The 23911-nt window shown below is 63.3% G+C and carries 23 protein-coding genes; 8 read left to right on the plus strand and 15 right to left on the minus strand.

What is annotated here, in order from left to right:
• Positions 1–6: 6 nt before the first annotated feature.
• From ACTJK4_RS24580 to ACTJK4_RS24590, 3 genes are read right to left on the minus strand one after another with little or no spacing between them, the layout of a single operon-like run.
• On the minus strand, positions 7–741 hold the full coding sequence (locus ACTJK4_RS24580; RefSeq protein WP_440819162.1) for a histidine phosphatase family protein: 735 nt from the start codon (positions 739–741) through the stop codon (positions 7–9).
• Positions 742–753: 12 nt separating this feature from the next.
• Positions 754–1533: an oxepin-CoA hydrolase, alternative type gene (locus ACTJK4_RS24585; RefSeq protein ID WP_440819163.1), complete on the minus strand. Its 780-nt coding sequence runs from the start codon at positions 1531–1533 to the stop codon at positions 754–756.
• A 32-nt stretch (positions 1534–1565) separates the two neighbouring features.
• Positions 1566–3074: a 3-hydroxyacyl-CoA dehydrogenase gene (locus ACTJK4_RS24590; protein WP_440819164.1), complete on the minus strand. Its 1509-nt coding sequence runs from the start codon at positions 3072–3074 to the stop codon at positions 1566–1568.
• A gap of 109 nt (positions 3075–3183) precedes the next feature.
• On the opposite strand from ACTJK4_RS24590, the gene ACTJK4_RS24595 reads away from it, so the two are divergent.
• Positions 3184–3837, plus strand: coding sequence for a glutathione S-transferase (locus tag ACTJK4_RS24595; protein ID WP_440819165.1), 654 nt, complete (start codon positions 3184–3186; stop codon positions 3835–3837).
• A 20-nt stretch (positions 3838–3857) separates the two neighbouring features.
• On the opposite strand, the gene ACTJK4_RS24600 is transcribed toward ACTJK4_RS24595, so the two are convergent.
• Both ACTJK4_RS24600 and ACTJK4_RS24605 read right to left on the minus strand, forming a co-directional pair.
• Positions 3858–5030, minus strand: a complete 1173-nt coding sequence (locus ACTJK4_RS24600) for a pyridoxal phosphate-dependent aminotransferase (protein WP_440819166.1) — start codon at positions 5028–5030, stop codon at positions 3858–3860.
• Positions 5031–5042: 12 nt separating this feature from the next.
• Positions 5043–5567 (minus strand): putative toxin-antitoxin system toxin component, PIN family, encoded by a 525-nt coding sequence (locus ACTJK4_RS24605; RefSeq protein ID WP_316869751.1) that lies wholly within the window; start codon positions 5565–5567, stop codon positions 5043–5045.
• Between the two features lie 37 nt (positions 5568–5604).
• On the opposite strand from ACTJK4_RS24605, the gene yaaA reads away from it, so the two are divergent.
• Both yaaA and ACTJK4_RS24615 read left to right on the plus strand, forming a co-directional pair.
• On the plus strand, positions 5605–6378 hold the full coding sequence (yaaA, locus tag ACTJK4_RS24610; protein ID WP_440819167.1) for a peroxide stress protein YaaA: 774 nt from the start codon (positions 5605–5607) through the stop codon (positions 6376–6378).
• A gap of 14 nt (positions 6379–6392) precedes the next feature.
• Positions 6393–7538, plus strand: a complete 1146-nt coding sequence (locus ACTJK4_RS24615; protein ID WP_316869748.1) for a M14 family metallopeptidase — start codon at positions 6393–6395, stop codon at positions 7536–7538.
• Positions 7539–7578: 40 nt separating this feature from the next.
• On the opposite strand, the gene ACTJK4_RS24620 is transcribed toward ACTJK4_RS24615, so the two are convergent.
• From ACTJK4_RS24620 to ACTJK4_RS24665, 10 genes are all read right to left on the minus strand, one after another.
• On the minus strand, positions 7579–8415 hold the full coding sequence (locus ACTJK4_RS24620; RefSeq protein ID WP_316879040.1) for a BspC domain-containing protein: 837 nt from the start codon (positions 8413–8415) through the stop codon (positions 7579–7581).
• A 156-nt stretch (positions 8416–8571) separates the two neighbouring features.
• Entirely contained in the window at positions 8572–10170 is a 1599-nt protein-coding gene (locus tag ACTJK4_RS24625; protein ID WP_440819168.1) for an ABC transporter substrate-binding protein, read from the minus strand.
• Positions 10171–10331: 161 nt separating this feature from the next.
• Complete coding sequence (locus ACTJK4_RS24630) at positions 10332–11543, minus strand: DUF2863 family protein (RefSeq protein ID WP_045206230.1); 1212 nt, start codon at positions 11541–11543, stop codon at positions 10332–10334.
• Between the two features lie 98 nt (positions 11544–11641).
• The gene (locus ACTJK4_RS24635) at positions 11642–11923 is read right to left on the minus strand and encodes a hypothetical protein (protein ID WP_260801800.1); all 282 of its coding nucleotides are present in this window, start codon (positions 11921–11923) and stop codon (positions 11642–11644) included.
• 217 nt (positions 11924–12140) lie between these two features.
• A complete protein-coding gene (acnA, locus tag ACTJK4_RS24640; protein WP_260801799.1) occupies positions 12141–14846 on the minus strand; it encodes an aconitate hydratase AcnA in 2706 nt (901 codons plus the stop codon).
• A gap of 77 nt (positions 14847–14923) precedes the next feature.
• The gene (locus ACTJK4_RS24645; protein ID WP_440819169.1) at positions 14924–15331 is read right to left on the minus strand and encodes a 2-methylcitrate dehydratase; all 408 of its coding nucleotides are present in this window, start codon (positions 15329–15331) and stop codon (positions 14924–14926) included.
• Positions 15332–15366: 35 nt separating this feature from the next.
• On the minus strand, positions 15367–15921 hold the full coding sequence (locus ACTJK4_RS24650) for a hypothetical protein (RefSeq protein WP_440819170.1): 555 nt from the start codon (positions 15919–15921) through the stop codon (positions 15367–15369).
• 258 nt (positions 15922–16179) lie between these two features.
• Complete coding sequence (gene prpB / locus ACTJK4_RS24655) at positions 16180–17076, minus strand: methylisocitrate lyase (RefSeq protein ID WP_440819171.1); 897 nt, start codon at positions 17074–17076, stop codon at positions 16180–16182.
• 23 nt (positions 17077–17099) lie between these two features.
• The gene (locus tag ACTJK4_RS24660; protein ID WP_260801796.1) at positions 17100–18080 is read right to left on the minus strand and encodes an HpcH/HpaI aldolase/citrate lyase family protein; all 981 of its coding nucleotides are present in this window, start codon (positions 18078–18080) and stop codon (positions 17100–17102) included.
• 116 nt (positions 18081–18196) lie between these two features.
• Positions 18197–19183 (minus strand): malate dehydrogenase, encoded by a 987-nt coding sequence (locus ACTJK4_RS24665; RefSeq protein ID WP_260801795.1) that lies wholly within the window; start codon positions 19181–19183, stop codon positions 18197–18199.
• Positions 19184–19535: 352 nt separating this feature from the next.
• Between ACTJK4_RS24665 and ACTJK4_RS24670 the strand changes: the two genes are divergently transcribed.
• The 5 genes from ACTJK4_RS24670 to ACTJK4_RS24690 all read left to right on the plus strand — a co-directional run bounded on the left by ACTJK4_RS24670 (position 19536) and on the right by ACTJK4_RS24690 (position 23910).
• The gene (locus ACTJK4_RS24670; protein WP_232040413.1) at positions 19536–20345 is read left to right on the plus strand and encodes a GntR family transcriptional regulator; all 810 of its coding nucleotides are present in this window, start codon (positions 19536–19538) and stop codon (positions 20343–20345) included.
• Positions 20346–20617: 272 nt separating this feature from the next.
• Complete coding sequence (sdhC, locus tag ACTJK4_RS24675; protein WP_252691212.1) at positions 20618–21028, plus strand: succinate dehydrogenase, cytochrome b556 subunit; 411 nt, start codon at positions 20618–20620, stop codon at positions 21026–21028.
• A gap of 10 nt (positions 21029–21038) precedes the next feature.
• The gene (gene sdhD, locus ACTJK4_RS24680; protein ID WP_316882015.1) at positions 21039–21404 is read left to right on the plus strand and encodes a succinate dehydrogenase, hydrophobic membrane anchor protein; all 366 of its coding nucleotides are present in this window, start codon (positions 21039–21041) and stop codon (positions 21402–21404) included.
• A 3-nt stretch (positions 21405–21407) separates the two neighbouring features.
• Complete coding sequence (gene sdhA, locus ACTJK4_RS24685) at positions 21408–23186, plus strand: succinate dehydrogenase flavoprotein subunit (RefSeq protein ID WP_316882014.1); 1779 nt, start codon at positions 21408–21410, stop codon at positions 23184–23186.
• A gap of 22 nt (positions 23187–23208) precedes the next feature.
• The gene (locus tag ACTJK4_RS24690; RefSeq protein WP_009241007.1) at positions 23209–23910 is read left to right on the plus strand and encodes a succinate dehydrogenase iron-sulfur subunit; all 702 of its coding nucleotides are present in this window, start codon (positions 23209–23211) and stop codon (positions 23908–23910) included.
• The last annotated feature ends 1 nt before the right edge of the window (position 23911 follow it).

Genomic DNA, 23911 nt, shown 5'->3' on the forward strand with positions numbered 1-23911 from the left:
GAAAGTTCAGGTCGGTTGGCGATGGCGAAGGTACTGCTGCAGCAGCACTTCCATCGTCGTCAGGCGCGAGCCGACATGCGCGGGCGAGGGCGCCGAGAAATTGCTCATGCGCACCACCCAGTCGGTCGGGGTATCGGCCACATCGAGTACGTTGATGCAGCCGGCGGTCTGCGCGAGGCTGCCGAAGAACACGCGCTCCCCGCCGGTGATGGCGTGCGAAAGGATCGCGCGGTTGGTGCCGCCATGCAGCACCAGCAGCACGGTGTCCCAGTCGGTTTGCGCGCGCAGCTGGGCGATTGGCGGAATCACGCGGTCAAGAAATTCGCCGATGCTCTCGCCATTGAGGAAGCGCCGGTCTTCGGCCACCGTGCCTTCAAACGCGCCGATGAAGGCTTGCGCGAGTTCGTGCTCGGGAATCTCCGCCAGCTTGCCGCCGCGGATTTCCTGCAGCTCGGGCCATTCTTCAAGCGCGATGCCGCGTTCCTGCATCGCGGGCATCTCGGCCAGCACGCGCTGTGCGGTTTCGACCGTGCGCGGCAAGCCGCTGACGATGACGCGGTCGAAGACGATGTTCTCGGCGGCGAAGATCTTGCCGGCTGCGGTGGCTTGGCTGCGGCCGAGTTCGTTCAGTGGTACGGCCTCAGGTGAGGGAACGGGGCGGCCGGTGTCGTCGAAGTAGGTGACCGCGCCATGACGCATCAGGTAGACGCGGCGGCGGTTGGGTGTCGGGAAGGGAACCATGCGAGCCTGAAACTAGCGGTATTGAGGTTTGCGCTTTTGCAGGAACGCCGAGATGCCTTCGTTGCCGTCGGCGTGGTGCAGCGCTTCGACAAAGCTGTGCTGCTCGGCCTTGAGGTGATCGTGCAGCGAGGCGTCTTCAGCGTGGGTGATCAGGCCCTTGATGCGGCCCACGGCATGCGGTGATTGCGCAGCAAGTTTTTCCGCCAGTGCCAACGCCTGGTCCAGCGCCTCGCCGGGTTTGACCACCTCATTGATGAGGCCAAAGTGCGCCAGCCGCTCCGCGCCAACGGGCTTGCCGAGCATGATGATTTCGCTCGCCAGCGGGCGCGGCAGGAAGCGCGCGATGTGCCAGGAGCCCCCGCCGTCGGGCGTGAGCGCCACGTTCACATACGCCATCACGAACTTTGCATCCGACGCGGCAATCGCAAAGTCGCACGCCAGCACCAGCGAGAAACCCGCGCCGGCTGCCGGGCCTTCCACTGCGGCAATCACCGGCTTGGGAAACGTGCGGATCGTCTCGATCCAGTGGTTGAGCGCGTCGATGCCTTCTTCCTGAACGCTTCGCGGCTTGCTTCGGTTTTCCAGCAGGCGGTTCAGGTTGCCGCCCGCACAGAAGGCATTGCCGGCGCCCGTGAAGATGACAGCGCGGATCTCGTTGTCGTTGGCGGCGCGGTCGAGCGCTTCCAGCGACGCGGTGTACATCACCGGGTCCAGCGCGTTGCGCGCGTCAGGGTTGGACAGCGTCAGCACCAGCGTCGAGCCGATGCGTTTGGAGAGCAATTGCGCGGTCATGGCGGCCTCGTTGGGTAAACGGCAATCAGGCGTCAGGCATCAGGCGTAAGCAACGACATGCCCAGACGGGCACGGCGCAGCAACCACGGGCTCGGGCGATAACGCGGGTCGCCATAGAGCGCGTAGAGGTTCTGCAGGACTTCAAGGATGGCGTTTGTGCCGAGCGTATCGCCGAGTGCCAGCGGCCCTTTGGGATAACCGAGCCCCAGCGTGACAGCGAGGTCGATGTCCGTGGGCGTGGCAATGCGCTGCTGGGCGATGTCGCACGCGATGTTGACGATGCACGCGACGATGCGCTGCGCCACAAAGCCACCCGAGTCGCGGATCACCGTGACGGGCACGCCATCGGAGGCCAGCAAGCCGTGTGCGGCATCGCGGTAGGCCGCATCGGTGGCGGGCGTGGTCATCAGCGTGCGGCGCTTGGTGGCGGCAAACGGATAGAGCGTGTCGAGCGCCACGGTACGGCGTGCGTCGAGTCCCTCGGCGGCCACGCAGGCCGTGGCATCCAGGCCTCGCGGCGTGACGATGATCAGTGCATCGGCGGACGGTTTGGAACCGCCTTCGGGCGTGATGCCCAGATCGAGCAACAGGCGCTGCGCTGCGGCGTGGCCGGCGTCATGCGCGCGGCTGATCCACACCGAAGATGGGCGCGCAGTCGGTGCAGACGCCTCAGCGGGCACCTGCTTCTGTCCTTCCGGATAGCGGTAGAAACCTTCGCCCGTCTTGCGGCCCAGGATGCCGCCGGCAAAGCGCACCGCCGTGATCTGCGACGGACGATAGCGCGGCTCGTCGTAGAACTGGCGGTAGACTGATTCCATCACGGGATGCGAAACGTCTAGCCCCGTGAGATCCATCAACTCGAACGGCCCCATGCGGAAGCCGGCCTGCTCGCGCATGATGGCGTCGATGTCCGCATACGCCGCCACGCTTTCCTGGGCCACGCGCAGGCCTTCGGTATTCATGCCACGCCCGGCGTGGTTGACGATGAAGCCCGGCATGTCGATGCAGCGCACGGCGGTATGCCCCATGCGCTTGGCGAGTGCGGCCAGGGCGTCGCCGGTGGCGGGCGCGCTGCGCAGGCCGTCGATCACCTCGACCACCTTCATCAGTGGCACCGGGTTGAAGAAGTGAAAGCCCGCGACGCGTTCGGGGTGCTTGCATGTGGCGGCAATCGCCGTGATCGACAGCGATGAGGTATTCGACGCGAGGATGGCATCCGCCCGGACGATGTCTTCGAGCTGGCGGAAGAGGTCGCGCTTGACGTCGAGCTTTTCGACGATGGCCTCGACCACGAGATCGCAGTCCGCCAGATCGGTGAGGGCGCCTGCAGGAACGAGCCGCGCGACGGTGGCGTCGGCTTCCTCCGCCGTCATCTTGCCCTTGGTGGCCAGCTTGGCGAGCGTATCGGCCAGTGCAGTGCGCGCCGCTTCCACGGCCTGCGGGTTGGCGTCGAACAGTTTGACGCGCAAATCGGCCTGGGCCGCGATCTGCGCAATGCCGCGCCCCATGGCGCCGGTGCCCACAATCCCGATAGTCTGCATATGAAATCCGCTGCGATCGAAAGAAGTCTGGCTAAAATAGCACGAGCGTGCGATTTCTGGCATCCGCACCGACCATAACGGACGGCCAAATTACCAAGGAGACGGCTTCATGCTGACGCTATACGGTTTTTCTGCGAGCAACTACTACAACAAGGTCAAGCTCGCGCTGATGGAGAAGGGGATTGCGTTTGAGGAATCGCTGCGCTGGCCGGACCAGACCGACGGTGAGGTTTCGCCGCTGCACAAGGTGCCGTATCTGGTGGGCGAGGATGGTGGAATGTGCGAATCGCAGGTCATCCTCGATTATCTGGAAGCGCGCTACCCGCAACATCCGCTGATTCCGGCTGATCCGTTCAAGGCGGCCAAGGTGCGGGAGATCGTGACGTTCCTGGAGCTGCACCTGGAGCTGGTCGCGCGCCAGCTGTTTCCCGAGGCGTTCTTCGGCGGCAAGATCAGCGACAACCTGAAGGTGAAGGTGCGCGAGCAACTGCAGAAGAATATTCCGGCGGCGGCCAAGCTGTTCAAGTTTTCGCCTTATGTGGCGGGTGACACGTTCACCATTGCGGACTGCGCGGCCATCGTGCATTTCCCGCTGATCAGCCAGGCCACGAAGATCATCTATGGTGAAGACCTGCTGGCGCAGGTCGAGTGCGTCAAGCCTTACCTGGCCAAGATGGCCGAGAACCCCAACGTGCAGAAGGTGCGGGCAGACAGCAAGGCCAATCTGGAGCAGATGCTGGCGCACTACGCCAGCAAGCGCTGATCTGCCCCCGGCTTACAGCCTTACACCTTCGACAAACGCTCCAGGGCAACCTGGAGCGTTTCGTCTTTCTTGGCGAAGCAAAAGCGCACCACGCCCGATTCGTGCGGCTGCGAATAGAACGCCGAGACGGGGATCGCCGCCACACCAATCTCGCTCGTCAGCCACTTGGCGAATTCGGCTTCGGGCAGATCGGAGATGGCGCTGTAATCCACGCACTGGAAGTACGTGCCCTGGCAGGGCAGCAGCTTGAAGCGCGTTTTCTCCAGCCCCGCGCGGAACAGGTCGCGCTTGCGCTGGTAGAACGCCGGCAGTTCCAGATACGGACGCTGATCGGCCATGTAGTTCGCCAAGCCGTGCTGCATTGGCGTGTTGACGGTGAACACGTTGAACTGGTGCACCTTGCGGAACTCCGCCATCAGCGCGGCGGGCGCGGCCACGTAGCCGACCTTCCAGCCCGTCACGTGATACGTCTTGCCGAAGCTCGACACCACGAATGCGCGCCGTGCGAGCTCCGGAATGCGTGCGACGGACGCATGTTGCACGCCGTCGTACACCATGTGCTCGTACACCTCATCGGAGAGCAGCAGCACGTTGGTCGGTGCCAGGATCTCAGCCAGCTTGCGCATGTCGTCCGCATGCCAGACCGTGCCGGTCGGGTTGTGCGGCGTGTTGAGCATGATCAGGCGCGTGCGCGGTGTGATGGCCGCCGCCAGCGTGTCGAACGGGATGCGGAAGTCCGGCGCGTTCAGCGTGATCGGCACGACCTTGCCGCCAGCCAGTTCAATCGACGGGATGTAGCTGTCGTACGTCGGCTCGAAGACGATGACTTCATCGCCGGGATGCACGCAGCACAGCACCGTCGTCAGCAGCGCCTGCGTGGCGCCGGCGGTGATGGTGATCTCGCGGTCGGCATCGTAAGCGTGGCCGTACAGATTGGCGATCTTCGCGGCAACGGCCTGGCGCAGCGCGGGCACGCCTGTCATCGGCGGGTACTGGTTCAGGCCCGCGCGCATGGCGTCGGAGACCGCATCGACGATGCGCGGGTCGCAATCGAAATCCGGAAAGCCCTGGCCCAGGTTGACGGCCTGCTTTTCCGCGGCAAGCGCCGACATCACGGTGAAGATGGTGGTGCCGACATTCGGCAGCCGCGACGGCGGCGGGGCGATGGGCGCGAGCGATTCGACAGTGGTCATGACAAGACGGCTTCAGGCTTGATTCGGGATGGCGGCAAGGGGCGCGTTTTCCAACTGGACCTGGGCGACGAACTGTTTGGGCGGCAGCACCGCCACGTCGCAATACTTGGCCATGCGGCGTTTGAGCTTGAGTACGGCGCGGTCTTTGGAAACGAGATAGGCAACGTCGGCCGCGTTGGCCAGCGCGAGAAATTTCTGGTCGTCGCGATCCTTGCAGCGCGGAACGAACGCTTCGCCTTGCACGCGGGGGGCTTCTTCAGGATCGGCAACGGACCGTGTCACGCGATCGACCCACGCCAGGGCGGCTTGCGCGTCGACGGCGTAATGCGCGAATTGTGGGTAATCCAGCACGCGGCGCAGTTCTTCGCGGCAGGCGGGGCTGATGATGGCGTCCAGCCGGCCGGCTTCCAGAGCAGCGCGGATCGGGCGGGCAACCGCATCGTCGAAGATCAGGATGTCGACCCAGATGTTGGAGTCCAGCACCACGCGCGGGGCCGGAGCCTGGGTGGAGTGGGCGAGGGCGGCAGCGTCTGCCATTCGATACAATTCCAGACTTGTGAACCGCGATTCTGACATGATCATCGTCCTCTCGCCGGCCAAGTCCCTCGACTACGACACGCCGCCGCGCACCAAGACCCACACGCTGCCCGATTTCATCGCGCGCTCCGCAGAACTCATTGAAGTGCTTCGCAAGCTTTCGCCGGCCCAGATCGGTACGCTCATGCACATCTCCGACCCGCTGGCGGCGCTCAATGCCACGCGCTATGCCGATTGGTCGCCCGAATTCACGGCCGAGAACAGCAAGCAAGCGGCGCTCGCCTTCGACGGCGACGTCTACGGCGGACTCGACGCCAATTCGCTGGCGGTGGACGATCTGCAGTTCGCGCAGAAGCATCTGCGGATTCTGTCGGGGCTGTACGGCGTGCTGCGCCCGCTCGACTGGATGCAGCCGTATCGCCTGGAAATGGGCACGCGCCTTGCCAATCCGCGCGGCAAAGACCTGTACGCCTTCTGGGGCGACGAGGTGACTCTGGCGCTGAACAAGCTCTTCAAGCAGGACGACGATCCCGTGCTCGTCAATCTTGCCTCGGAAGAGTATTTCAAGGTGGTGCGGCCCAAAGTGCTCAAGGCGCGCATCGTCACACCGGTTTTCGAAGACTGGAAGAACGGGCAGTACAAGATCATCTCGTTCTACGCAAAGCGTGCGCGTGGTCTGATGGCGCGTTATGCGATCGAGCATCGCATCATCGATCCGCGCAAGCTCAAGGCGTTCGATGTCGATGGCTACGCCTTCGCCGCTGCCGATTCCGACGACGAGCGCTGGGTCTTCCGCCGCAAGCTCACCTGATGACAGGATCCGACATGACCCCCACTCAACCGCACATCTCCAGCGCGTTCGACAGCGGCGCCATCGAAATCGTCGATGCCGCCCGCGCCGATGCCGTCCGCCTGCGAATTCGCCGCGATTCGCACGCCGACTTCACCCAGTGGTTCCACTTCCGGCTACAGGGTGTGCGGGGCCAAGCCTGCAAGCTCGCGCTTGAAAACGCCGGCGAATGCACCTATGCCTCCGGCTGGAAGGACTACCGTGCCGTCGCCTCGTACGACCGCGAGCACTGGTTCCGTGTACCGACCCGCTATGACGGCAAGACGTTGACCATCGAGGTGACGCCCGAGCATGACAGCATCTGGTTTGCTTACTTCGAGCCGTACTCGGATGAGCGCCACCTTTCGCTCGTAGCCGCAGCGCAGACGAAGCCCGGTGTGCGCACGCAGTGCTTGGGGCAAACGGTGCAGGGCCGCGACATGACCAGCATCACCGTCGGCGAACCCGGCCCCGGCAAGAAGAACGTGTGGATCATCGCGCGTCAGCATCCGGGCGAGACGATGGCCGAGTGGTTCGTCGAAGGCCTGCTTGCGCGGCTGACGCGTCAAGGTGTCTGGGGCGGCGATCCGATCGGCCGTGTGCTTGCCGAGCGCGCCGTCTTCCATATCGTGCCGAACATGAATCCGGACGGCTCGTCGCTGGGCAACCTGCGCACCAATGCGGCCGGCGCCAACCTGAACCGCGAGTGGATGGAGCCCGACGCACAGCGCAGTCCCGAGGTGCTGGCAGTGCGTCAAGCCATCGAGCAGACCGGGGTCGACCTGTTCTTCGACATCCATGGCGATGAGGCGCTGCCTTATGTGTTCGTCGCGGGCAGTGAAATGTTGCCAGGCTTTACCGATGCACAGCGCGCTGATCAAGACCGCTTTGTCGCGGCGTTCCTTCGCGCGTCACCGGACTTCCAGACGCGATACGGCTACGAGGCCAGCAAGTACAACGAAGACGCGCTCAAGCTCGCTTCCAAGTACATCGGCCACACGTATGGCTGCCTGTCGTTGACGCTCGAAATGCCGTTCAAGGACAACGCCGACCTGCCAGACCCGCGCGTGGGCTGGGACGGCGCCCGCAGCGCCGCGTTGGGCGCGGCCATGCTGCAGGCGATCCTGGAGTATCTCGGCTGAAGAAAAACGCCGCGCCGCCTGGGTTGGCGGCGCGTTGCGCTTAGTTGGAGGACGACTTCTTCGTCGTCTTTTTGGCCGTCGACTTGGCGGTGGATTTGCTTGCGGTCGTCGACTTTGTCTTGGCCGTGCTGCTGCCCTTGGCGGACTTGGCCGTCGCTTTCGTCGAGGCCTTGCCCTTGGCCGCGCTCTTGCCGTGTGCCGCCGCACTGGTCGTGCAGCGATGGCCGCGGCGGCAGTGCGTGCGCGCTTTCGACGACGAAGGTGCAGCGGCTGGCGCGGCGAACGGCTGGCCATTGGCGTCGAGCAGCTCATACGCCAGCATCATCCCTTCGTCATACCCGCAGCGCACGCGCACCGGCTCCCACTGGTCATTGCCCGTGCCGCGCTTATGCACGGCGGCATTGAAGCTGACCACGCTGGACACCTTGATCGCGCCTTGCTTGCTGGACGAGAAGCGGGAGTCCCACGGTTCGACCTTGGCTTGGTCGTTGGAGAGCGCGCCGGTTGGCAGGCGGAACTGGTCGAAATTGGTTGAGCGCGGGATGATCCAGCTCGCATGTGCGGCACAGTCTGCCACGTCGGGCCGGGCACCTTCCGATTGAATCAGGCGGTCGCGGGTTTGTGCGCGGTACTCGGACAAGCTCATCTTGTCCTTGGAGGGCAGATTGACCGTCGTTGTGCCGCTGCTATTGGTCGAGTCGAAGACGATGGGCGGCGTGGTCGGGACGGGCTGAGTGGCCGGCTTGGCTGGCGCGGCAGGGGTGCTCGGCGTGGCGTTGGTGGCCTGGGCCGACGCATCGGTCGGTTCAGTCTGCAGGTTGGAGCAGGCGGCCAGCAAAGCGACGACGCCGAGACAAAGTAGTTTGGGTCGCAACATCACGAGTTACAGGGTGTCGGCGTGGAAATCGCCATGATAGAGGAAAGCTAAGGATGAAAGTTCCTGCTAGTTACCCCAATGCGTCCCCAATGCGGCACATCGAGCGAATTTGCTGTAACAGCGCGTTACGGCACGGTGTTGGTTACCAAGTCATCATCATTGCTTGGTGAACAACCACGCGAGCGACCATTCATCGGTGCGTGCCTCGTAGCGGATGCCCTTGCGCATGGCCCACGTGGCCAGTTGGTGATGCGACGGGATGATCGCGTAGTCTGTCTGGGCAAAGCGCGCCGCGGCCTTGGCGGCCTGCTCATGTGCCTGTTCGCTCGAGACCGTCGACAGCGATGTCTGCACCAGCTTGTCCAGTTCCGGATTGCTGTAGCGGCCCCAGTTCCACGAACCATAGCCGGTTTTCGGGTTGGGTGTGCCGAGAATGCTGCGCAGCGCCACATCGGCCGCCACCGAGCCCCAGCCAAGCATCATGAACGAGAACTCGCCCTGACGCGCGCGCGAGAAATACGCCGCCACCGGCAGCGTTTCCACCTTTGTCTGGATGCCGATGCGCGTGAGCAGCTGTGCGGTGGTTTGCGCGACCTGCGCATCATTCAGATAGCGGTTGTTGGTGGCGTGCAGCGTGAGTCCGAAGCCGTCCGGATAGCCCGCCTCGGCAAGCAGTTTTTTCGCACGAGCCGGGTCATAGGCAATCGGCTTGCCGCCAGGATGTCCGAAGATCTGCGGCGACACGATGCTCGATGCGACCACGCCCTGGCCTTCCAGCACGCGGCTGACGATGGCATCGCGGTTGATGGCCAGTGCAATGGCCTCTCGCACGCGATGATCCTTGAGAGGGTTCTTGGCGAGCGGCTTGCCGGCCTTGTCAGTCACGAACGGCGACACATCGCGGCTCTGGTCCATCTGCCAAAAAATCGTGCGCCACGACACCTGTTGTTCGAGGTGGAACCTCGGGTCCTGCTTGATGCGTGGCACGTCTGCAGCCGGCACGGCCTCGACGACATCCACATCGCCCGAAAGCAGCGCGGCCGTGCGCGCGGCATTGTCGGTGATGATCTTGAAGGTCACCTTGTCCCACTGCAGCACGCGGCCCCAGTAGTGCGGGTTCTTCTTCAACACGATTTCCTGCCCGCGCGTGAAGTGGTCGAACAGGAACGGCCCGGTGCCGATCATGGCGCGGCCAGCATCGAAGTCCGCCTGCGCCGCGTTGGCCACTTTCTTCGGGATGATGGGCAGGCTGTTCAGATCGTTCGGGATGCTCGCGTAATTGGGCGTCGACAACTTCAGCCGCACCGTGAGCGGATCGACGATCTGTACGTCGGTAATTGACTTGGTATAGCTGGTGAACGGGCCGGGGCTGTTGGTCAGGCGCGCCGGACGCTCGATGGATGCCTTCACGTCTTCGCCGGTGAACGGCGTGCCATCACTCCACTTCACGTTGGGGCGGAGCTTGATCTCCCACGTGTTGGCGTCAATGGGTTTCCACGAAGTGGCAAGGCCGGGCGTGTAGCGGCCGTTCTTGTCGAGGAAGACCAGCGATTCGAAGATGTGCAGCGCCATGGCGTTGTTGGGGCCGGCATTGTTCCATTGCGGGTCCATCGACGTGACGTCGGCGGACAGGCCGATGCGCAGGTCATCGGCTTGCGCGGCGAACGGCATCGCGGCGGCCGCAGCCAGTGCGCATGCGGCAAGGTTGCGGATCAGGGCGCGGATGGGAACACACAAGAGGGGACGGGTTGTCATCGGGGGGCTCCTGGGGTTCGGGCGGTGATGCCATGTGGCGGAAGATCGTCATTGTGCCGCAGCCCGGCCGGGCACGTGCGACGCAAACCGACAATCAATATGAACGATGGCGGAGCAATAAAAAAGCCACCCGGAGGTGGCTTTGATCACGCGCGTCGCCGTCAGTGGAACAGCGGCTGTTGGGTCGGCGCGTCTTCCGGCATTTCTGCGTGGACGATTTCGGCCGCGCGGTCTGCGTAGAGCGGGGCGCCGCAATCTTCGCAGTACTCGGGTTCGAAGAGCTGGCCGTGGCGGAAGATGTCTTCGATGCCGCAGGCGCGCAATTCATCGCAAATTTGCTCGAGCGGACTGCCCGGTTCGCCTTCCGCGGTGACATCCGTGGCGCCGCCATCGCGGCCGTACACCGGCCAGACGATGCCGTAGATGAGTTCTTTCTCGCCACGCACCGTGAACGCTACGCGGTATTCCTCGATCTGCTCTTCGCCGAACGCGCCGATGATGGCGCCGAAGCGGTTGGCCGGCATATCGAGCGCGCCCTGCAGGTAATTGACGGCGGCGCGTACGGTCAGTGGGCGAATCTGCTTGTCGGACTCGCGGCACGACAGGAAGAAGGCGTCCGGCAGAAGCAGGTCGAACTCGCAGCCGGGCATCAGTGTGGAGATGGTTGGCGTGACCTGCTCGCGCCATTGCTCCAGGCAGGCGGAGCGCTCTGCGTGGTGTTCCTTGGCGTCTTCCTGCCAACGGAACAGCGCCTGGCCGTGCTGCGCCACGACGATTGCCACCAGATACCGCGGATCGGCCAGGATGGGCGCCGTCTCGGGCATGTCGCGTAGTTCGACCTTGGCCGGCTGGCCCGACAGCGCATACGCGGCCAGCTTGTGCGTGAGCGCAAAGGTGTCGGAGTGCGTGCGCGGCAGTTGATCGATGCTGTACAGGTAAGGAGCCAGCGCCACGCGGGCGTTGGAAGCCATCACGTGCGCCTGCAGGTGTACCTGCAGCGTTTGCGCCATCTCGGGCTTGATCGTGCCCGACGGGATCATGTAGCGCGTGTGTGCCAGGATGGGCGCCGCGATCAGCAACGCATCATATTCGACGCCACCGGAGCTGAGGATGGCCGATTCGGCCAGTGTCTCGGCCTGTTCGGCCAGCACGTCGGACGCTTCCTCGTTGTGTTTGAAAAGATGGTCTAGCGCGGCGTCGAGCGCGGTCTGGCTGCCGTTCTTGAGCAGCCGGGAAAGACGTTCGGACAGCCTTTGTTCCCAATAGACGTCTTCGATGCGGCTGCCTGACGCGTCGAGCGCCAGCGCATCGGCCACCAGCCGTTCTGCATCGGGGGAAAGACGTTGGGGAGCCTTGGAGCGGAATCCTGCCATGCTGTGCCGTACCGGTCGTTGGAACAATGAAAGGGGCGTTATTTTACCCTTGGACGCTACTGCGCGACGCCTATTACGAAACCCATAGGGCGAAAACGTTAAGGCTTGGCCACAGGAGCCGACGCTTCCGCTGCGACACTGCTCGTGGCCGCAGGTACGGAAGCCGGTGTGGGTTCCGATGCAACTGGCGCGCTGGCTGGTGCCACGTGCGTCGTGGCGACGGGCTCCGAAGCGGCCAGCGGCGGGGGCGGAGGAACGGGCGCGGCTGTTACAGCAGGGGCTGTCGAGGCTGGGGCCTGGGCGTCGGTTTGCGGTGCCTTGATCAGGATGTAGAACACGGCAGCCGCCACGACGATGAAGGCTAGTACCACTTGGGCCATGGGTGCGGGACTCCAGCAATGAAACGATCAGGCGAGGACGGGCGGCAATTTCGCCATCAACAGGGCGAGCACGTCACGCGGCCTATTCGGCACACTGTACCAAAGCCTGCTCGCCGATTGGAGCATCGTCACCTTGTTTGATTCGGCAGGCAATAAAAAAACCGGCTCCGAAGAGCCGGTTTCCGTCCTGCACCAATGCAGCGTAACGGCGTGAAGCTTAAGCCGCCAGCAGCTGACGCAGCACGAACGGCAGGATGCCGCCGTGCTTGTAGTAGTCCACTTCGATCGGCGTGTCGATGCGCAGCAGCACTTGTGCACGCGTCGTCTCGCCATTGGCGCGATGGATGACCAGGGTGACGTCCTGTTGCGGCTTGATTTCGCCATCCAGGCCTTCGATGTCGAAGGTCTCGTCGCCCACGATGCCCAGCGATTGCGCCGAGTCATTGCCCTTGAACTGCAGCGGCAGCACGCCCATGCCGACCAGGTTCGAGCGGTGGATGCGCTCGAAGCTGCGTGCGATCACGGCCTTCACGCCCAGCAACTGCGTGCCCTTGGCGGCCCAGTCGCGCGAGCTGCCCGTGCCGTACTCTTCGCCACCGAACACGACCGTCGGCGTGCCGTCGGCGATGTACTTCATAGCGGCGTCGTAGATCGACATTTGTTCGCCACTCGGCTGGAACAGCGTTTCGCCGCCTTCCACGCGCGAACCATCGGCCTTGGCCGGGATCATCAGGTTCTTGATGCGCACGTTGGCAAACGTGCCGCGCATCATCACCTCATGGTTGCCGCGGCGCGAGCCATAGCTGTTGAAGTCGGCCTTGAGCACGCCGTTGGCCAGCAGGTATTTGCCGGCGGGCGACGTTTCCTTGATCGAGCCGGCCGGGGAGATGTGGTCGGTCGTCACGGAATCGCCGAACACGCCGAGCGCGCGTGCGCCTTTGACCGATGCCGAGGCAGCGGCCGGCGTCATGCCAAAGCCTTCGAAGAACGGCGGCTCGGCGATGTACGTCGACTTCGGCCAGTCGTAGACCTGACCCTTCGTGCCCTTGACGTTGGCCCACAGCTTGGACGGCTTCTTGACCTGTTCGTAGTTCGTGCGGAACGTGTCGGCGTTCATCGCGAACTTCATCAGCTTGGCGATCTCGTCCGAGGTCGGCCAAATGTCGCCCAGATAGACGTCGCGGCCCTTCTTGCCCTTGCCGACCGGCTCGGTCATCAGGTCGCGCGTCACGTTGCCGGCGATTGCATAAGCGACCACCAGCGGCGGCGAGGCCAGGAAGTTGGCGCGGATGTTCGGGTGAATGCGCGCTTCAAAGTTGCGGTTGCCCGACAGCACGGCGGCAGCCACGATGTCGTTCTTCACGATGGCTTCGTTCAACTCCGGCGTCAGGTCACCGGCGTTACCGATACACGTCGTGCAGCCGTAGGCCGTCACGCCAAAGCCGAGCTTTTCCAGATACGGAAGCAGGCCGGCGGCTTCCAGGTACTTCGTCACCACGCGGCTTCCCGGGGCGAGCGAGGTCTTGATGTGCGGCGCGACCTCCAGGCCGGCTTCGACAGCCTTCTTGGCCAGCAGGCCCGCCGCCAGCAGCACGCTCGGATTCGAGGTGTTCGTGCACGAGGTGATGGCCGCGATCAGCACGTCGCCGCTCTTCACGTCGACGCCGTTGGTGGTCGTGAAGGTCTTGTCGAGGTCTTCCGATTTCTTGTTGAAGCCGTTTTCAGCAACCGGCTTGGAGAACAGCGACGAGAACGTCGACTTCACGTTGCCGATTTCGATACGATCCTGCGGGCGCTTCGGGCCAGCCAGCGACGGGGCCACCGTGCCGAGGTCCAGCGTCAACGTCTTGGTGTAGTCGATTTCGCCGGCCTTCGGCACGCCGAACAGCTTCTGCGCCTTGAAGTAGCTTTCGAACGCGGCGATTTCTTCCTTCGTGCGGCCCGTGCCCTTGAAGTAGTCGATGGTCTTGTCGTCCACCGGGAAGAAGCCCATCGTGGCGCCGTATTCCGGAGCCATGTTGCCGATGGTTGCGCGGTCCGGCAGCGACAGGCTGGCGGTGCCTTCGCCGAAGAACTCGACGAACTTGCCGACGACCTTCTCCTTGCGCAGCATTTCGGTGATCGTAAGCACCAGGTCGGTGGCCGTGCAGCCTTCGCGCAGGCGGCCCTTCAGCTCCACGCCCACGACGTCCGGCGTCAGGAAGTACACCGGCTGGCCCAGCATGCCGGCTTCCGCCTCGATGCCGCCCACGCCCCAGCCCACCACGCCAATACCGTTGATCATGGTGGTGTGGCTGTCGGTGCCGACCAGCGTATCCGGGTAGTACACGCCGTCTTTCTTATGGACGCCGCGTGCCAGGTACTCCAGGTTGACCTGGTGGACGATGCCGAAGCCAGGCTGCACCACGCCAAACGTGTCGAATGCCTGCATGCCCCACTTCATGAACTGGTAGCGCTCGTTGTTGCGCGAGAATTCCAGCTGCATGTTCAGGTCCAGCGCCTTCTTCTCACGGAAGTGGTCAATCTGCACCGAGTGATCCACCACCAGGTCGACCGGCACCAGCGGCTCGATCTTCTTGGGGTTCTTGCCCATGCGCTCGGCCACGTTGCGCATGGCGGCTAGGTCAGCCAGCAGCGGCACACCGGTAAAGTCCTGCAGCACCACGCGGGCTACCACGAACGGGATTTCATCAACGCGCTCGGCGTTGGGCTTCCAGTTGGCCAGTTGCGCAACGTGCTCTTCGGTCACCTTCTTGCCGTCGCAGTTGCGCAGCACGGACTCGAGCACGATGCGGATCGACACCGGCAGGCGCTCGATCGCCACGCCCAGTTCCTTGCCCAGTTGCGGCAGGGAGTGGAACTTGCCGGTCTGGCCGCCGTTGATCTTAAATTCCTTGAGTGTTTTTTTCAGATTGTGGGGCATGGCATGACTCCAAGGCTTGAGGATTGCGCGGGGTGCCGGGGCGCCCCTTGCGGATACATCAAATCGACAAAATCAAATCACGTACAAACCGACAAACGCGTTGACCGGCCTGGCTTCTGACCGGTCGGGTAATCCGCCACGACACCGCTGAACGGCTTGCCGCCGCTGATGCGGGCGGTGATGCCATGGGCGATCGGACGCTTCTTGGCGTCGTGGTCATTCGTGGTGAAAGGCTGATCGTCCACGCGGGCAATGGTCATGCGCAGCACATGGGTGCGCTGGCCGCGGGCGACGGAATCTTGTTGATCTTCGATTGGCTTGCGGCCGAAGAGGGGCGTGCCTGGAGCCGTCGTGCCCGTCGTGCCATCTGACAGGACGGTCCCAGACACAAAAGGCCCACGGAGCCCGGCGCATCCGGGCGAGGTCACATCGTCGACGATGGCCTTGCCCAGATTCGTGCGGAGGTTCGCAACTGGTGCGGACATGAGCGGCTCCTGTGGGCCTCTTGTGCGATATCGCGTTACTGCTGGGCCGGTAGCACTGCGCCCGGAGCAGGGGCCGGAGCGGGGGCAGGGCTGTCCGGCGCCATCAGCGGCAGGCCGGCCGGAGCGCGCAGGGCGCCCGCTTGCGTCGGGGCCGGTGCGCCGGCAGCCATTTCGGCGGTCTGGCACTCATCGGCCAGGCGGTGGCCTTCGTTGCGGTCGAACAGCATGGCCTTGGCGGGGATCACCACCAGATCCATCCCGGTCTTCTGGTCGAAGTAACGGTCTGCGCCCGTGCGGGTCATCTGGCGCGGCAGCAGGTAGTTCTTGCCCTTCCAGTACATCGTAATGATCTGGTCGCGCGCCATGTCGCCCTTGAGGTACATCTCGTTGCCAAGCTCGCACTTCCATTCGACGCCTTCCGGCTTGACGGCAGCAACAGGCGCGGCCTTCTTGGCGGCATGCTTCTTGGTCCAAGTCTTCTTGGCGGGAGCCTTCTTGGTAGCCGACTTCTCTGGGGCCTGAGCGGCTGCATATTGCGATGCAGCCAGCGAGAGAACGCCAGCACAGGCGCCCACGATGAATTTGTTCATAGGGTTTCCTTCGGTAAGACAGAGTGGGGGAGGCGGCTGCCAGGCCACGAGATGCCACGGCATTTCGCACACCGGCCGGTATTTTGACCGATTTGGACGCCGCGCCCAACGTTCTGTTACATGCTTGCCCGACCGCTCCGCCAAAAGGGGGTGTCGTGCTTGCGCCAGCGCCGTTTTTCGGGTTGTTCCCGGGCAGCTTGCCCCCGCAGGTTTGCCTTCCGTTCTCCTTGTTTGCGTTGGTGTGGATCTTGGCCCGGCTCAACCGCGGTTCTGTGCGAAGAGCGCGTCCAACTTGGCTTCGTAGTCGTGGTAACCAATGCTGTCGTATAACTCCATGCGCGTCTGCATGATGTCGACGACATTTTTTTGCGTGCCATCGCGGCGTATGGCAGCGTAGACGTTTTCCGCGGCCTTGTTCGTCGCGCGAAATGCCGACAGCGGATACAGGATCATCGATACGCCTGCGGAGGCCAGCTCATCGCGCGTGAAAAGCGGCGTCTGCCCAAATTCGGTGATGTTTGCCAGCACCGGCACCTTCACCGCGTCGACAAACTTGCGGTACATCGACAGTTCTGTCATTGCCTCAGGAAAGATCGCGTCCGCGCCGGCTTCCACGCAGGCCACGGCACGTTCGAGGGCGCGGTCGAAGCCTTCGACGGCCAGGGCATCGGTGCGCGCCATGACGACAAAGCTGGCGTCGGTGCGGGCATCGACGGCAGCCTTGATGCGATCGACCATCTCGTCCTTCGAGACGATCTCCTTGTTGGGCCGATGGCCGCAGCGCTTGGCGCCGACCTGGTCTTCGATATGCATGGCCGCGGCGCCAAACTTGATGAGCGATTTGGTCGTGCGCGCCACGTTGAATGCCGAAGCGCCAAAGCCCGTGTCGACATCCACCAGGAGCGGTACGTCGCAGACATCGGTGATGCGGCGGACGTCGGTCAAAACGTCATCCAGGCCCGATATGCCGAGATCCGGCAAGCCCAGCGAGCCCGCTGCCACGCCGCCGCCCGACAGATAGATCGCGCGATAGCCGGCGCGCTTGGCCAGCAGCGCGTGGTTTGCATTGATGGTGCCCACCACCTGCAGTGGCGATTCATCGACCAGCGCCTGGCGGAAGCGCGCTCCTGCGCTGGCTTGGGTGTTTGACGTCATGGCGAATCTCCTTTCTCTGCACGTCACGCGAAGAAGCGCGCAACGGCGTCGGCCGGCATCTCCACGCCGGTGGTGTGCGCCCGTTGCAGCACGGCCCACCAATAGCGATAGCTTGCGCGGTCATGCAGCCGGCCCTCGTGCTGGATGGGCCCCCAGGAGGCGTCCTGCGCGGCCGCAAGAATGGCGCCCGCGCGTGTCACTTCTTCGTGCGATGGGCGGAATGCGGAAACGATTGGCGCGATCTGGTCCGGATGGATGCTCCACTTGCGCAGATAGCCGAACTCGTTGCGGGCACGGGCGGCATCAGCGCCGGCTCGGTCGGGGTGCTTGATGTCAGTGCTGACGTTGTGCGACGGCACCTTGCCGTGCGCGTGGCAAGCGGCGGAAATCTCGGCAAGGGCGCGGCGGATCAGAGGATGCTCGAACTGCTCTGGCGAGCCCATCGCCGCACCGGGAATCGCGCCGTTGTGCGCCGAGACAAAATCCATCAGGCCGAAGCTCAGGCATTCCACCTGCACCAGCGCGGCGATATCGAACACCTGCGCGAGCGCGCCATGCGTTTCGATCAGCACGTGGATCGGCAGGTGCCTCGCAATGCCGGCCGCCTTGGCGGCCTGGTTGACGCGATCGGTCACTCGCGCGACTTCCACGACGTCACGGACCTTTGGCACGGTCACGTAGGCGAGGCGGCGGCCGGCAAGGCCGACAAGGATGTCGACGTCCTGCGTCCACGCGTCGTGGTTCGGATCGTGAATGCGCACGCCAACGCGGTTGAAGCGGTTGTCGTCGCTGTTGATGAGCGCGGCGGCCAATTCGGCATGTGCGCGTTCCTGGCCGACGGCGGCGCCGTCTTCGCAGTCAAACGTGATGTCGAAAACGGGGCCAAGGGCTTGTTGCAGGGCGAGCGACTTGCGCATCAGTTTTTCTGCGCCCGCGTAGTGGTCGCAGACCGGCAATTGGGCCGGCAGGGCATCGTCCTGGAACAAAACCTCGGTGGGGTGCACGGGCTGGTATCGGTTCTGCGGCGCTTGTGGCGCCTGTGTCTTGATCGAAATGCAGGTGTAAAAAAACCGGAGGGGTCGCTGCCGATCCGCTCCGGTTCTTTCTTAGATCATGCGGATTACAGCAGATGCTGCACGCCCGCACGCTCGCCTTCCAGCTCGTCGAGCGTAATCTTGATCTTGCCTTGGCTGTACTCGTCGATTTCCAGGCCTTCGACGATCTTGTACTTGCCGTTTTCGGTGGTGACCGGGAAGCCGAACATCACGTCCTTCGGAATGCCGTATTCGCCGTTCGACGGGATGCCCATCGTGACAATCTTCCCGTTGGTGCCGAGCACCCAGTCACGCACGTGGTCGATGGCGGCGTTGGCAGCCGAAGCAGCCGACGACAGGCCGCGCGCGTCGATGATGGCGGCGCCGCGCTTGCCAACGGTCGGCAGGAACACGTCGTTGTTCCACACCGGGTCGTTGATCATGTCCTTAACGCTCTTGCCGTCGATCGTGGCGTAGCGATAGTCGGCGTACATCGTCGGGCTGTGGTTGCCCCACACGAACAGCTTTTCGATGCTCGACACCGGCTTGCCGGTCTTGGCGGCGATTTGCGACAGGGCACGGTTGTGGTCCAGGCGCAGCATGGCGGTGAAGTTCTCACGCGGCAGGTCCGGCGCCGACTTCATGGCGATGTAGGCGTTCGTGTTGGCCGGGTTGCCGACCACCAGCACCTTGACGTTGCGCGAAGCAACGGCGTTCAGTGCCTTGCCTTGTGCCGTGAAGATCTGGGCGTTGGCCGACAGCAGGTCCGCACGTTCCATGCCCGGGCCACGGGGGCGGGCGCCCACCAGCAGAGCCACGTCGGCGTCCTTGAATGCGGTCATCGGGTCGGAGTGCGCTTCCATGCCAGCCAGCAGCGGGAATGCGCAGTCTTCGATCTCCATCATCACGCCCTTGAGCGCCTTCTGGGCCTTCTCATCGGGGATTTCCAGCAGTTGCAGGATGACGGGTTGATCCTTGCCCAGCATTTCGCCGGCGGCGATGCGGAACAGCAGGGCGTAACCGATCTGTCCAGCAGCGCCGGTCACTGCGACGCGCATGGGTGCTTTTGCCATGAGAACTCTCCAAACGGTAGTGAAAGCGGATCGCACTGCGCGCGGCGCGCATCCCAGCAGGATGTCGGTGCAGCCTCGCAGGCATTGCCGGCAACGGTCGGCGCCTCGTGGGCGGTCGGCTCAGAAACGGCAAGAGCCTCGCAGTTTACTGCGTCCGCATGACGATGTGGAAACACACTGCAATTGACCTTTGAGCCGTTGTGGCGTGTCGTGGGGGCCGTCGCCCGGAACAGGCGCGAGTGTAGGTCTGGCCTCGCCGGAAAGTCAATGAATCTTCTGTCTTATATAAGACATAAGACATTCTATAAACGGGCTGGACGCCTTTGTCGCTTTTGTGGTGAAATCGGCAGTTATGTCGAGCACACCCAGCCCTCTATCCGCTGCGATGCCGCCCCCGGGCGGCGAAGGCGGCGCATCGCCCGCTTCTTCGGGCGGCGCGGGCGGCTCTCCCACGTTCAGCCCGTTGTATCAGCAGATCAAGACGCTGATCCTGCAAAGCCTGCAGGCCGGCGAATGGAAGCCGGGCGAGATGATCCCCAGTGAGATGGAATTGGCGGCCCGCTACAAGGTCAGCCAGGGTACCGTGCGCAAGGCGATCGACGAACTGGCGGCCGAAAACCTGGTCGCGCGGCGCCAGGGTAAGGGCACCTTCGTTACCACGCATTACGAAGAGGGCGTGCAGTTCCGGTTTTTGCGTCTGATGCCGGAGCAGGGCGAACAGCACTATCCGAGCAGCCGTGTGCTGGAGTGCAAGCGCATGCGCGCCCCGGCTGAGATCGCCCGCCTGCTCGAACTCAAGGCCGGCGACAGCGTCGTGCAGATCCGCCGCATCCTGTTCTTTTCGGGTGAGCCGACCGTGCTGGAAGAAATCTGGCTGCCGGGCGCGAGTTTCAAAGGGCTGACGGCTGAAAAACTGACCGAGTGGAAGGGCCCGATGTACGCCTTTTTCGAGGCGGAGTTCGGTGTGCGCATGTTGCGTGCCACCGAGCGCATCCGTGCAGTGGCGGCTGACGCGACCACGGCTGAATTGCTCTCGGTGGCGGCTCAATCGCCGTTGCTCTCGGTGGAGCGCGTGTCGCATACGTTCGGCGACAAACCGGTGGAGATACGTCGTGGCCTGTACGTCACGACGCGGCACTTTTACCAGAACGAATTGAATTGACGACGCGCTGCCAGGCCCGATTCGGGCGGCCCGTTGCGACTTGGACTGGGTCTGGGTTTGTGCGTCGCGCAACAGCGTATTGCGCGGCATGAAGGCAGTGTAGAGAGGACAATCGGCCCCCGTATCACGCCACTGGCAGGCGAGGGCAGGAAGCACAAAAGTGGAGCGCGTCGCATGGAATTAATGGTGCGCTGCGCAACAAAAGCGCGCTAAAATCTCGCGGATTTGTGCAAAGCTGTTTTGTTTGTTGATTAGCCAATTGGGGTCTGACCATGGCAGAAGCCATCAAGAAAGCCAGGCCGGTATACAGGAACATCGGTTTGGGCGATATCGCCCGTTACCGCTTGCCCTGGGCCGGTAAGGTGTCCATCTTGCACCGTGCCAGCGGTGCGCTGATGTTCCTTCTTCTTCCGTTCGTGCTGTACTTGTTCGAGCAAAGTCTCACGTCGGAAATCAGTTTCGCCAAGTTTTCGGCGCTTCTGTCCAACGGTTTTGCCAAGGTTGTCGTCCTTGCCCTCATCTGGGCATACCTGCACCACTTCTGCGCCGGCATCCGTTACCTGATCCTCGATCTGCATATCGGCATCGACAAGGCCTCGGCCTCCAAATCGGCTGTGAGCGTGCTGATCGTCAGCCTGCTGCTGACCGTCGTGTTCGGCGCCAAGCTGTTCGGCCTGTTCTGAGGAATCCGCAATGGCACAAAACAATATTGGTCCCAAGCGCCTCGTTGTCGGCGCGCACTACGGCCTGAAGGACTTCCTCGCGCAGCGCGTCACCGCCGTGATCATGGCGGTGTACACCATCGTGCTGCTGGCTGCGTTCCTGCTCTCGAAAGACACGTCTTACCAAAGCTGGGCGGGGCTGTTCGCCAACCAGTGGATGAAGATGCTGACGTTCCTGGCATTCGTGTCGCTCACGTATCACGCCTGGATCGGTGTGCGTGACATCTGGATGGACTACGTGAAGCCCGTGGCAGTGCGTTTGACGCTGCAAGTGTTGACGATTCTGTGGCTCGTCGGTTGCGCGGGCTACGCAGCTCAGATTCTCTGGAGGGTTTAAGACATGGTCGCAGTCAAGACTGGGCTGCCGCGCCGCAAATTCGACGTGGTGATCGTCGGTGCGGGCGGTTCGGGCATGCGTGCATCGCTGCAGCTGGCAGAAGCCGGCCTCTCCGTGGCCGTGCTGTCCAAGGTTTTCCCCACCCGCTCGCACACCGTGGCGGCGCAGGGTGGTATCGGTGCTTCGCTGGGCAACATGAGCGAAGACAACTGGCACTATCACTTCTACGACACCGTCAAGGGCTCCGACTGGCTCGGCGACCAGGACGCGATCGAGTTCATGTGCCGCCAGGCACCAAACGTGGTGTATGAGCTGGAACACTTCGGCATGCCGTTCGACCGCAACGCCGACGGCACCATCTACCAGCGCCCGTTCGGCGGCCACACGTCGAACTACGGCGAGAAGCCCGTGCAGCGTGCCTGCGCCGCGGCTGACCGTACCGGCCACGCGCTGCTGCACACGCTGTATCAGCGTAACGTACGGGCCAAGACCCACTTCTTCGTCGAATGGATGGCGCTGGACCTGATCCGCGACCAGGACGGCGACGTGCTGGGTGTGACGGCGCTGGAAATGGAAACCGGCGAGGTCTACATCCTCGAAGCGAAGACGACGCTGTTCGCCACGGGCGGTGCAGGCCGGATCTACGCAGCGTCCACCAATGCCTTCATCAACACCGGTGACGGCCTGGGCATGGCAGCGCGCGCAGGCGTCCCGCTGGAAGACATGGAATTCTGGCAGTTCCACCCGACCGGCGTGGCCGGTGCGGGCGTGCTGATCACGGAAGGCGTGCGTGGCGAAGGCGGCATCCTGCGTAACAAGGATGGCGAGCGCTTCATGGAGCGCTATGCCCCGACGCTGAAGGATCTGGCGCCGCGTGACTTCGTGTCGCGCTCGATGGACCAGGAAATCAAGGAAGGCCGTGGCTGCGGCCCGAACGGCGACTACGTGCTGCTCGACCTGACCCACGTCGGTGCCGAGACCATCATGAAGCGCCTGCCGTCGATCCGCGAGATCGGCCTGAAGTTCGCCAACGTCGATGCCATCAAGGAACCGATTCCGGTGGTGCCGACCATCCACTACCAGATGGGTGGCATTCCGACGAACTATCACGGCCAGGTCGTGGTGCCGAAGAACGGCAACCCGAACGAGGTCATCAACGGCTTCTACGCGATCGGCGAATGCTCGTGCGTGTCGGTGCACGGCGCCAACCGCCTGGGCACGAACTCGCTGCTCGACCTGGTGGTGTTCGGCCGTTCGGCGGGCAACCACATCATTGCGCAGAACCTGAAGAACCGCGAGCACAAGCCGTTGCCGGCCGATGCAGCGGACCGCGCACTGTCGCGTCTGGCCAAGCTCGATGCGTCCAGCTCGGGCGAGTACGCGCAGGACGTTGCCAACGACATCCGCCGCAACATGCAGTCGCACGCCGGCGTGTTCCGTACGCAGAAGCTGATGGATGAAGGCGTCGAGCGCATCCTGGAAGTGGCCGAGCGTGCTGGCAGCATCCACCTGAAGGACAAGTCCAAGGTGTTCAACACCGCGCGCGTTGAAGCGCTGGAAGTGGCCAACCTGGTGGAAGTGGCCAAGGCGACGATGGTGTCGGCCGCCGCCCGCAAGGAATCGCGCGGCGCACACGCACACAGCGACTTCCCGAATCGCGACGACGAAAACTGGATGAAGCACTCGCTGTGGTACAGCGAAGGCAACCGCCTCGACTACAAGCCCGTGCAGTTGAAGCCGCTGTCGGTGGAATCGGTGCCGCCCAAGGCGCGTACGTTCTAACGGATAAGAAGGGCCCACAAAAATGAAGCGTATTTTTGAAGTCTATCGCTACGATCCGGACAAGGACGCAGCGCCCCGCATGCAGACCTACGAGGTTGAGCTCGACGGTCACGAGCGCATGCTGCTCGACGCGCTGGTCAAGCTCAAGAAGCTGGACGAGTCGATCGCGTTCCGTCGCTCGTGCCGTGAAGGCGTGTGCGGCTCCGACGCCATGAACATCAACGGCAAGAATGGTCTGGCATGCCTGACCAACATGCGTGAGCTGCCCGAGAAGATCGTGCTGCGCCCGCTGCCGGGGCTGCCCGTGGTGCGCGACCTGATCGTGGACATGACGCAGTTCTTCAACCAGTACCACTCGATCAAGCCGTACCTGATCAACGACGAGCCGCCGCCCGAGAAGGAGCGCCTGCAGTCGCCGGAGGAGCGTGAAGAGCTCGACGGCCTGTACGAGTGCATTCTGTGCGCGAGCTGCTCGACGTCGTGCCCGTCGTTCTGGTGGAACCCGGACAAGTTCGTTGGCCCCGCCGGTCTGCTGCAGGCGTATCGTTTCATCGCCGACAGCCGCGATCAGGCGACCAGCGAGCGTCTGGACAACCTGGAAGATCCGTATCGCCTCTTCCGCTGCCACACCATCATGAACTGCGTCGATGTGTGCCCGAAGGGTCTGAACCCGACCAAGGCCATCGGCAAGATCAAGGAATTGATGGTGCGCCGCGCGGTGTAAG

The organism is Ralstonia sp. 22111 (assembly GCF_052045895.1).
GTDB lineage: Bacteria > Pseudomonadota > Gammaproteobacteria > Burkholderiales > Burkholderiaceae > Ralstonia > Ralstonia wenshanensis.

Coding starts and splice junctions, on each gene's coding strand:
- ACTJK4_RS24580 (WP_440819162.1), bottom strand. CDS start 741: ATGGTTCCCTTCCCGACACCCAACCGCCGCCGCGTCTACCTGATGCGT.
- ACTJK4_RS24585 (WP_440819163.1), bottom strand. CDS start 1,533: ATGACCGCGCAATTGCTCTCCAAACGCATCGGCTCGACGCTGGTGCTG.
- ACTJK4_RS24590 (WP_440819164.1), bottom strand. CDS start 3,074: ATGCAGACTATCGGGATTGTGGGCACCGGCGCCATGGGGCGCGGCATT.
- ACTJK4_RS24595 (WP_440819165.1), top strand. CDS start 3,184: ATGCTGACGCTATACGGTTTTTCTGCGAGCAACTACTACAACAAGGTC.
- ACTJK4_RS24600 (WP_440819166.1), bottom strand. CDS start 5,030: ATGACCACTGTCGAATCGCTCGCGCCCATCGCCCCGCCGCCGTCGCGG.
- ACTJK4_RS24605 (WP_316869751.1), bottom strand. CDS start 5,567: ATGGCAGACGCTGCCGCCCTCGCCCACTCCACCCAGGCTCCGGCCCCG.
- yaaA (WP_440819167.1), top strand. CDS start 5,605: ATGATCATCGTCCTCTCGCCGGCCAAGTCCCTCGACTACGACACGCCG.
- ACTJK4_RS24615 (WP_316869748.1), top strand. CDS start 6,393: ATGACCCCCACTCAACCGCACATCTCCAGCGCGTTCGACAGCGGCGCC.
- ACTJK4_RS24620 (WP_316879040.1), bottom strand. CDS start 8,415: ATGTTGCGACCCAAACTACTTTGTCTCGGCGTCGTCGCTTTGCTGGCC.
- ACTJK4_RS24625 (WP_440819168.1), bottom strand. CDS start 10,170: ATGACAACCCGTCCCCTCTTGTGTGTTCCCATCCGCGCCCTGATCCGC.
- ACTJK4_RS24630 (WP_045206230.1), bottom strand. CDS start 11,543: ATGGCAGGATTCCGCTCCAAGGCTCCCCAACGTCTTTCCCCCGATGCA.
- ACTJK4_RS24635 (WP_260801800.1), bottom strand. CDS start 11,923: ATGGCCCAAGTGGTACTAGCCTTCATCGTCGTGGCGGCTGCCGTGTTC.
- acnA (WP_260801799.1), bottom strand. CDS start 14,846: ATGCCCCACAATCTGAAAAAAACACTCAAGGAATTTAAGATCAACGGC.
- ACTJK4_RS24645 (WP_440819169.1), bottom strand. CDS start 15,331: ATGTCCGCACCAGTTGCGAACCTCCGCACGAATCTGGGCAAGGCCATC.
- ACTJK4_RS24650 (WP_440819170.1), bottom strand. CDS start 15,921: ATGAACAAATTCATCGTGGGCGCCTGTGCTGGCGTTCTCTCGCTGGCT.
- prpB (WP_440819171.1), bottom strand. CDS start 17,076: ATGACGTCAAACACCCAAGCCAGCGCAGGAGCGCGCTTCCGCCAGGCG.
- ACTJK4_RS24665 (WP_260801795.1), bottom strand. CDS start 19,183: ATGGCAAAAGCACCCATGCGCGTCGCAGTGACCGGCGCTGCTGGACAG.
- ACTJK4_RS24670 (WP_232040413.1), top strand. CDS start 19,536: ATGTCGAGCACACCCAGCCCTCTATCCGCTGCGATGCCGCCCCCGGGC.
- sdhC (WP_252691212.1), top strand. CDS start 20,618: ATGGCAGAAGCCATCAAGAAAGCCAGGCCGGTATACAGGAACATCGGT.
- sdhD (WP_316882015.1), top strand. CDS start 21,039: ATGGCACAAAACAATATTGGTCCCAAGCGCCTCGTTGTCGGCGCGCAC.
- sdhA (WP_316882014.1), top strand. CDS start 21,408: ATGGTCGCAGTCAAGACTGGGCTGCCGCGCCGCAAATTCGACGTGGTG.
- ACTJK4_RS24690 (WP_009241007.1), top strand. CDS start 23,209: ATGAAGCGTATTTTTGAAGTCTATCGCTACGATCCGGACAAGGACGCA.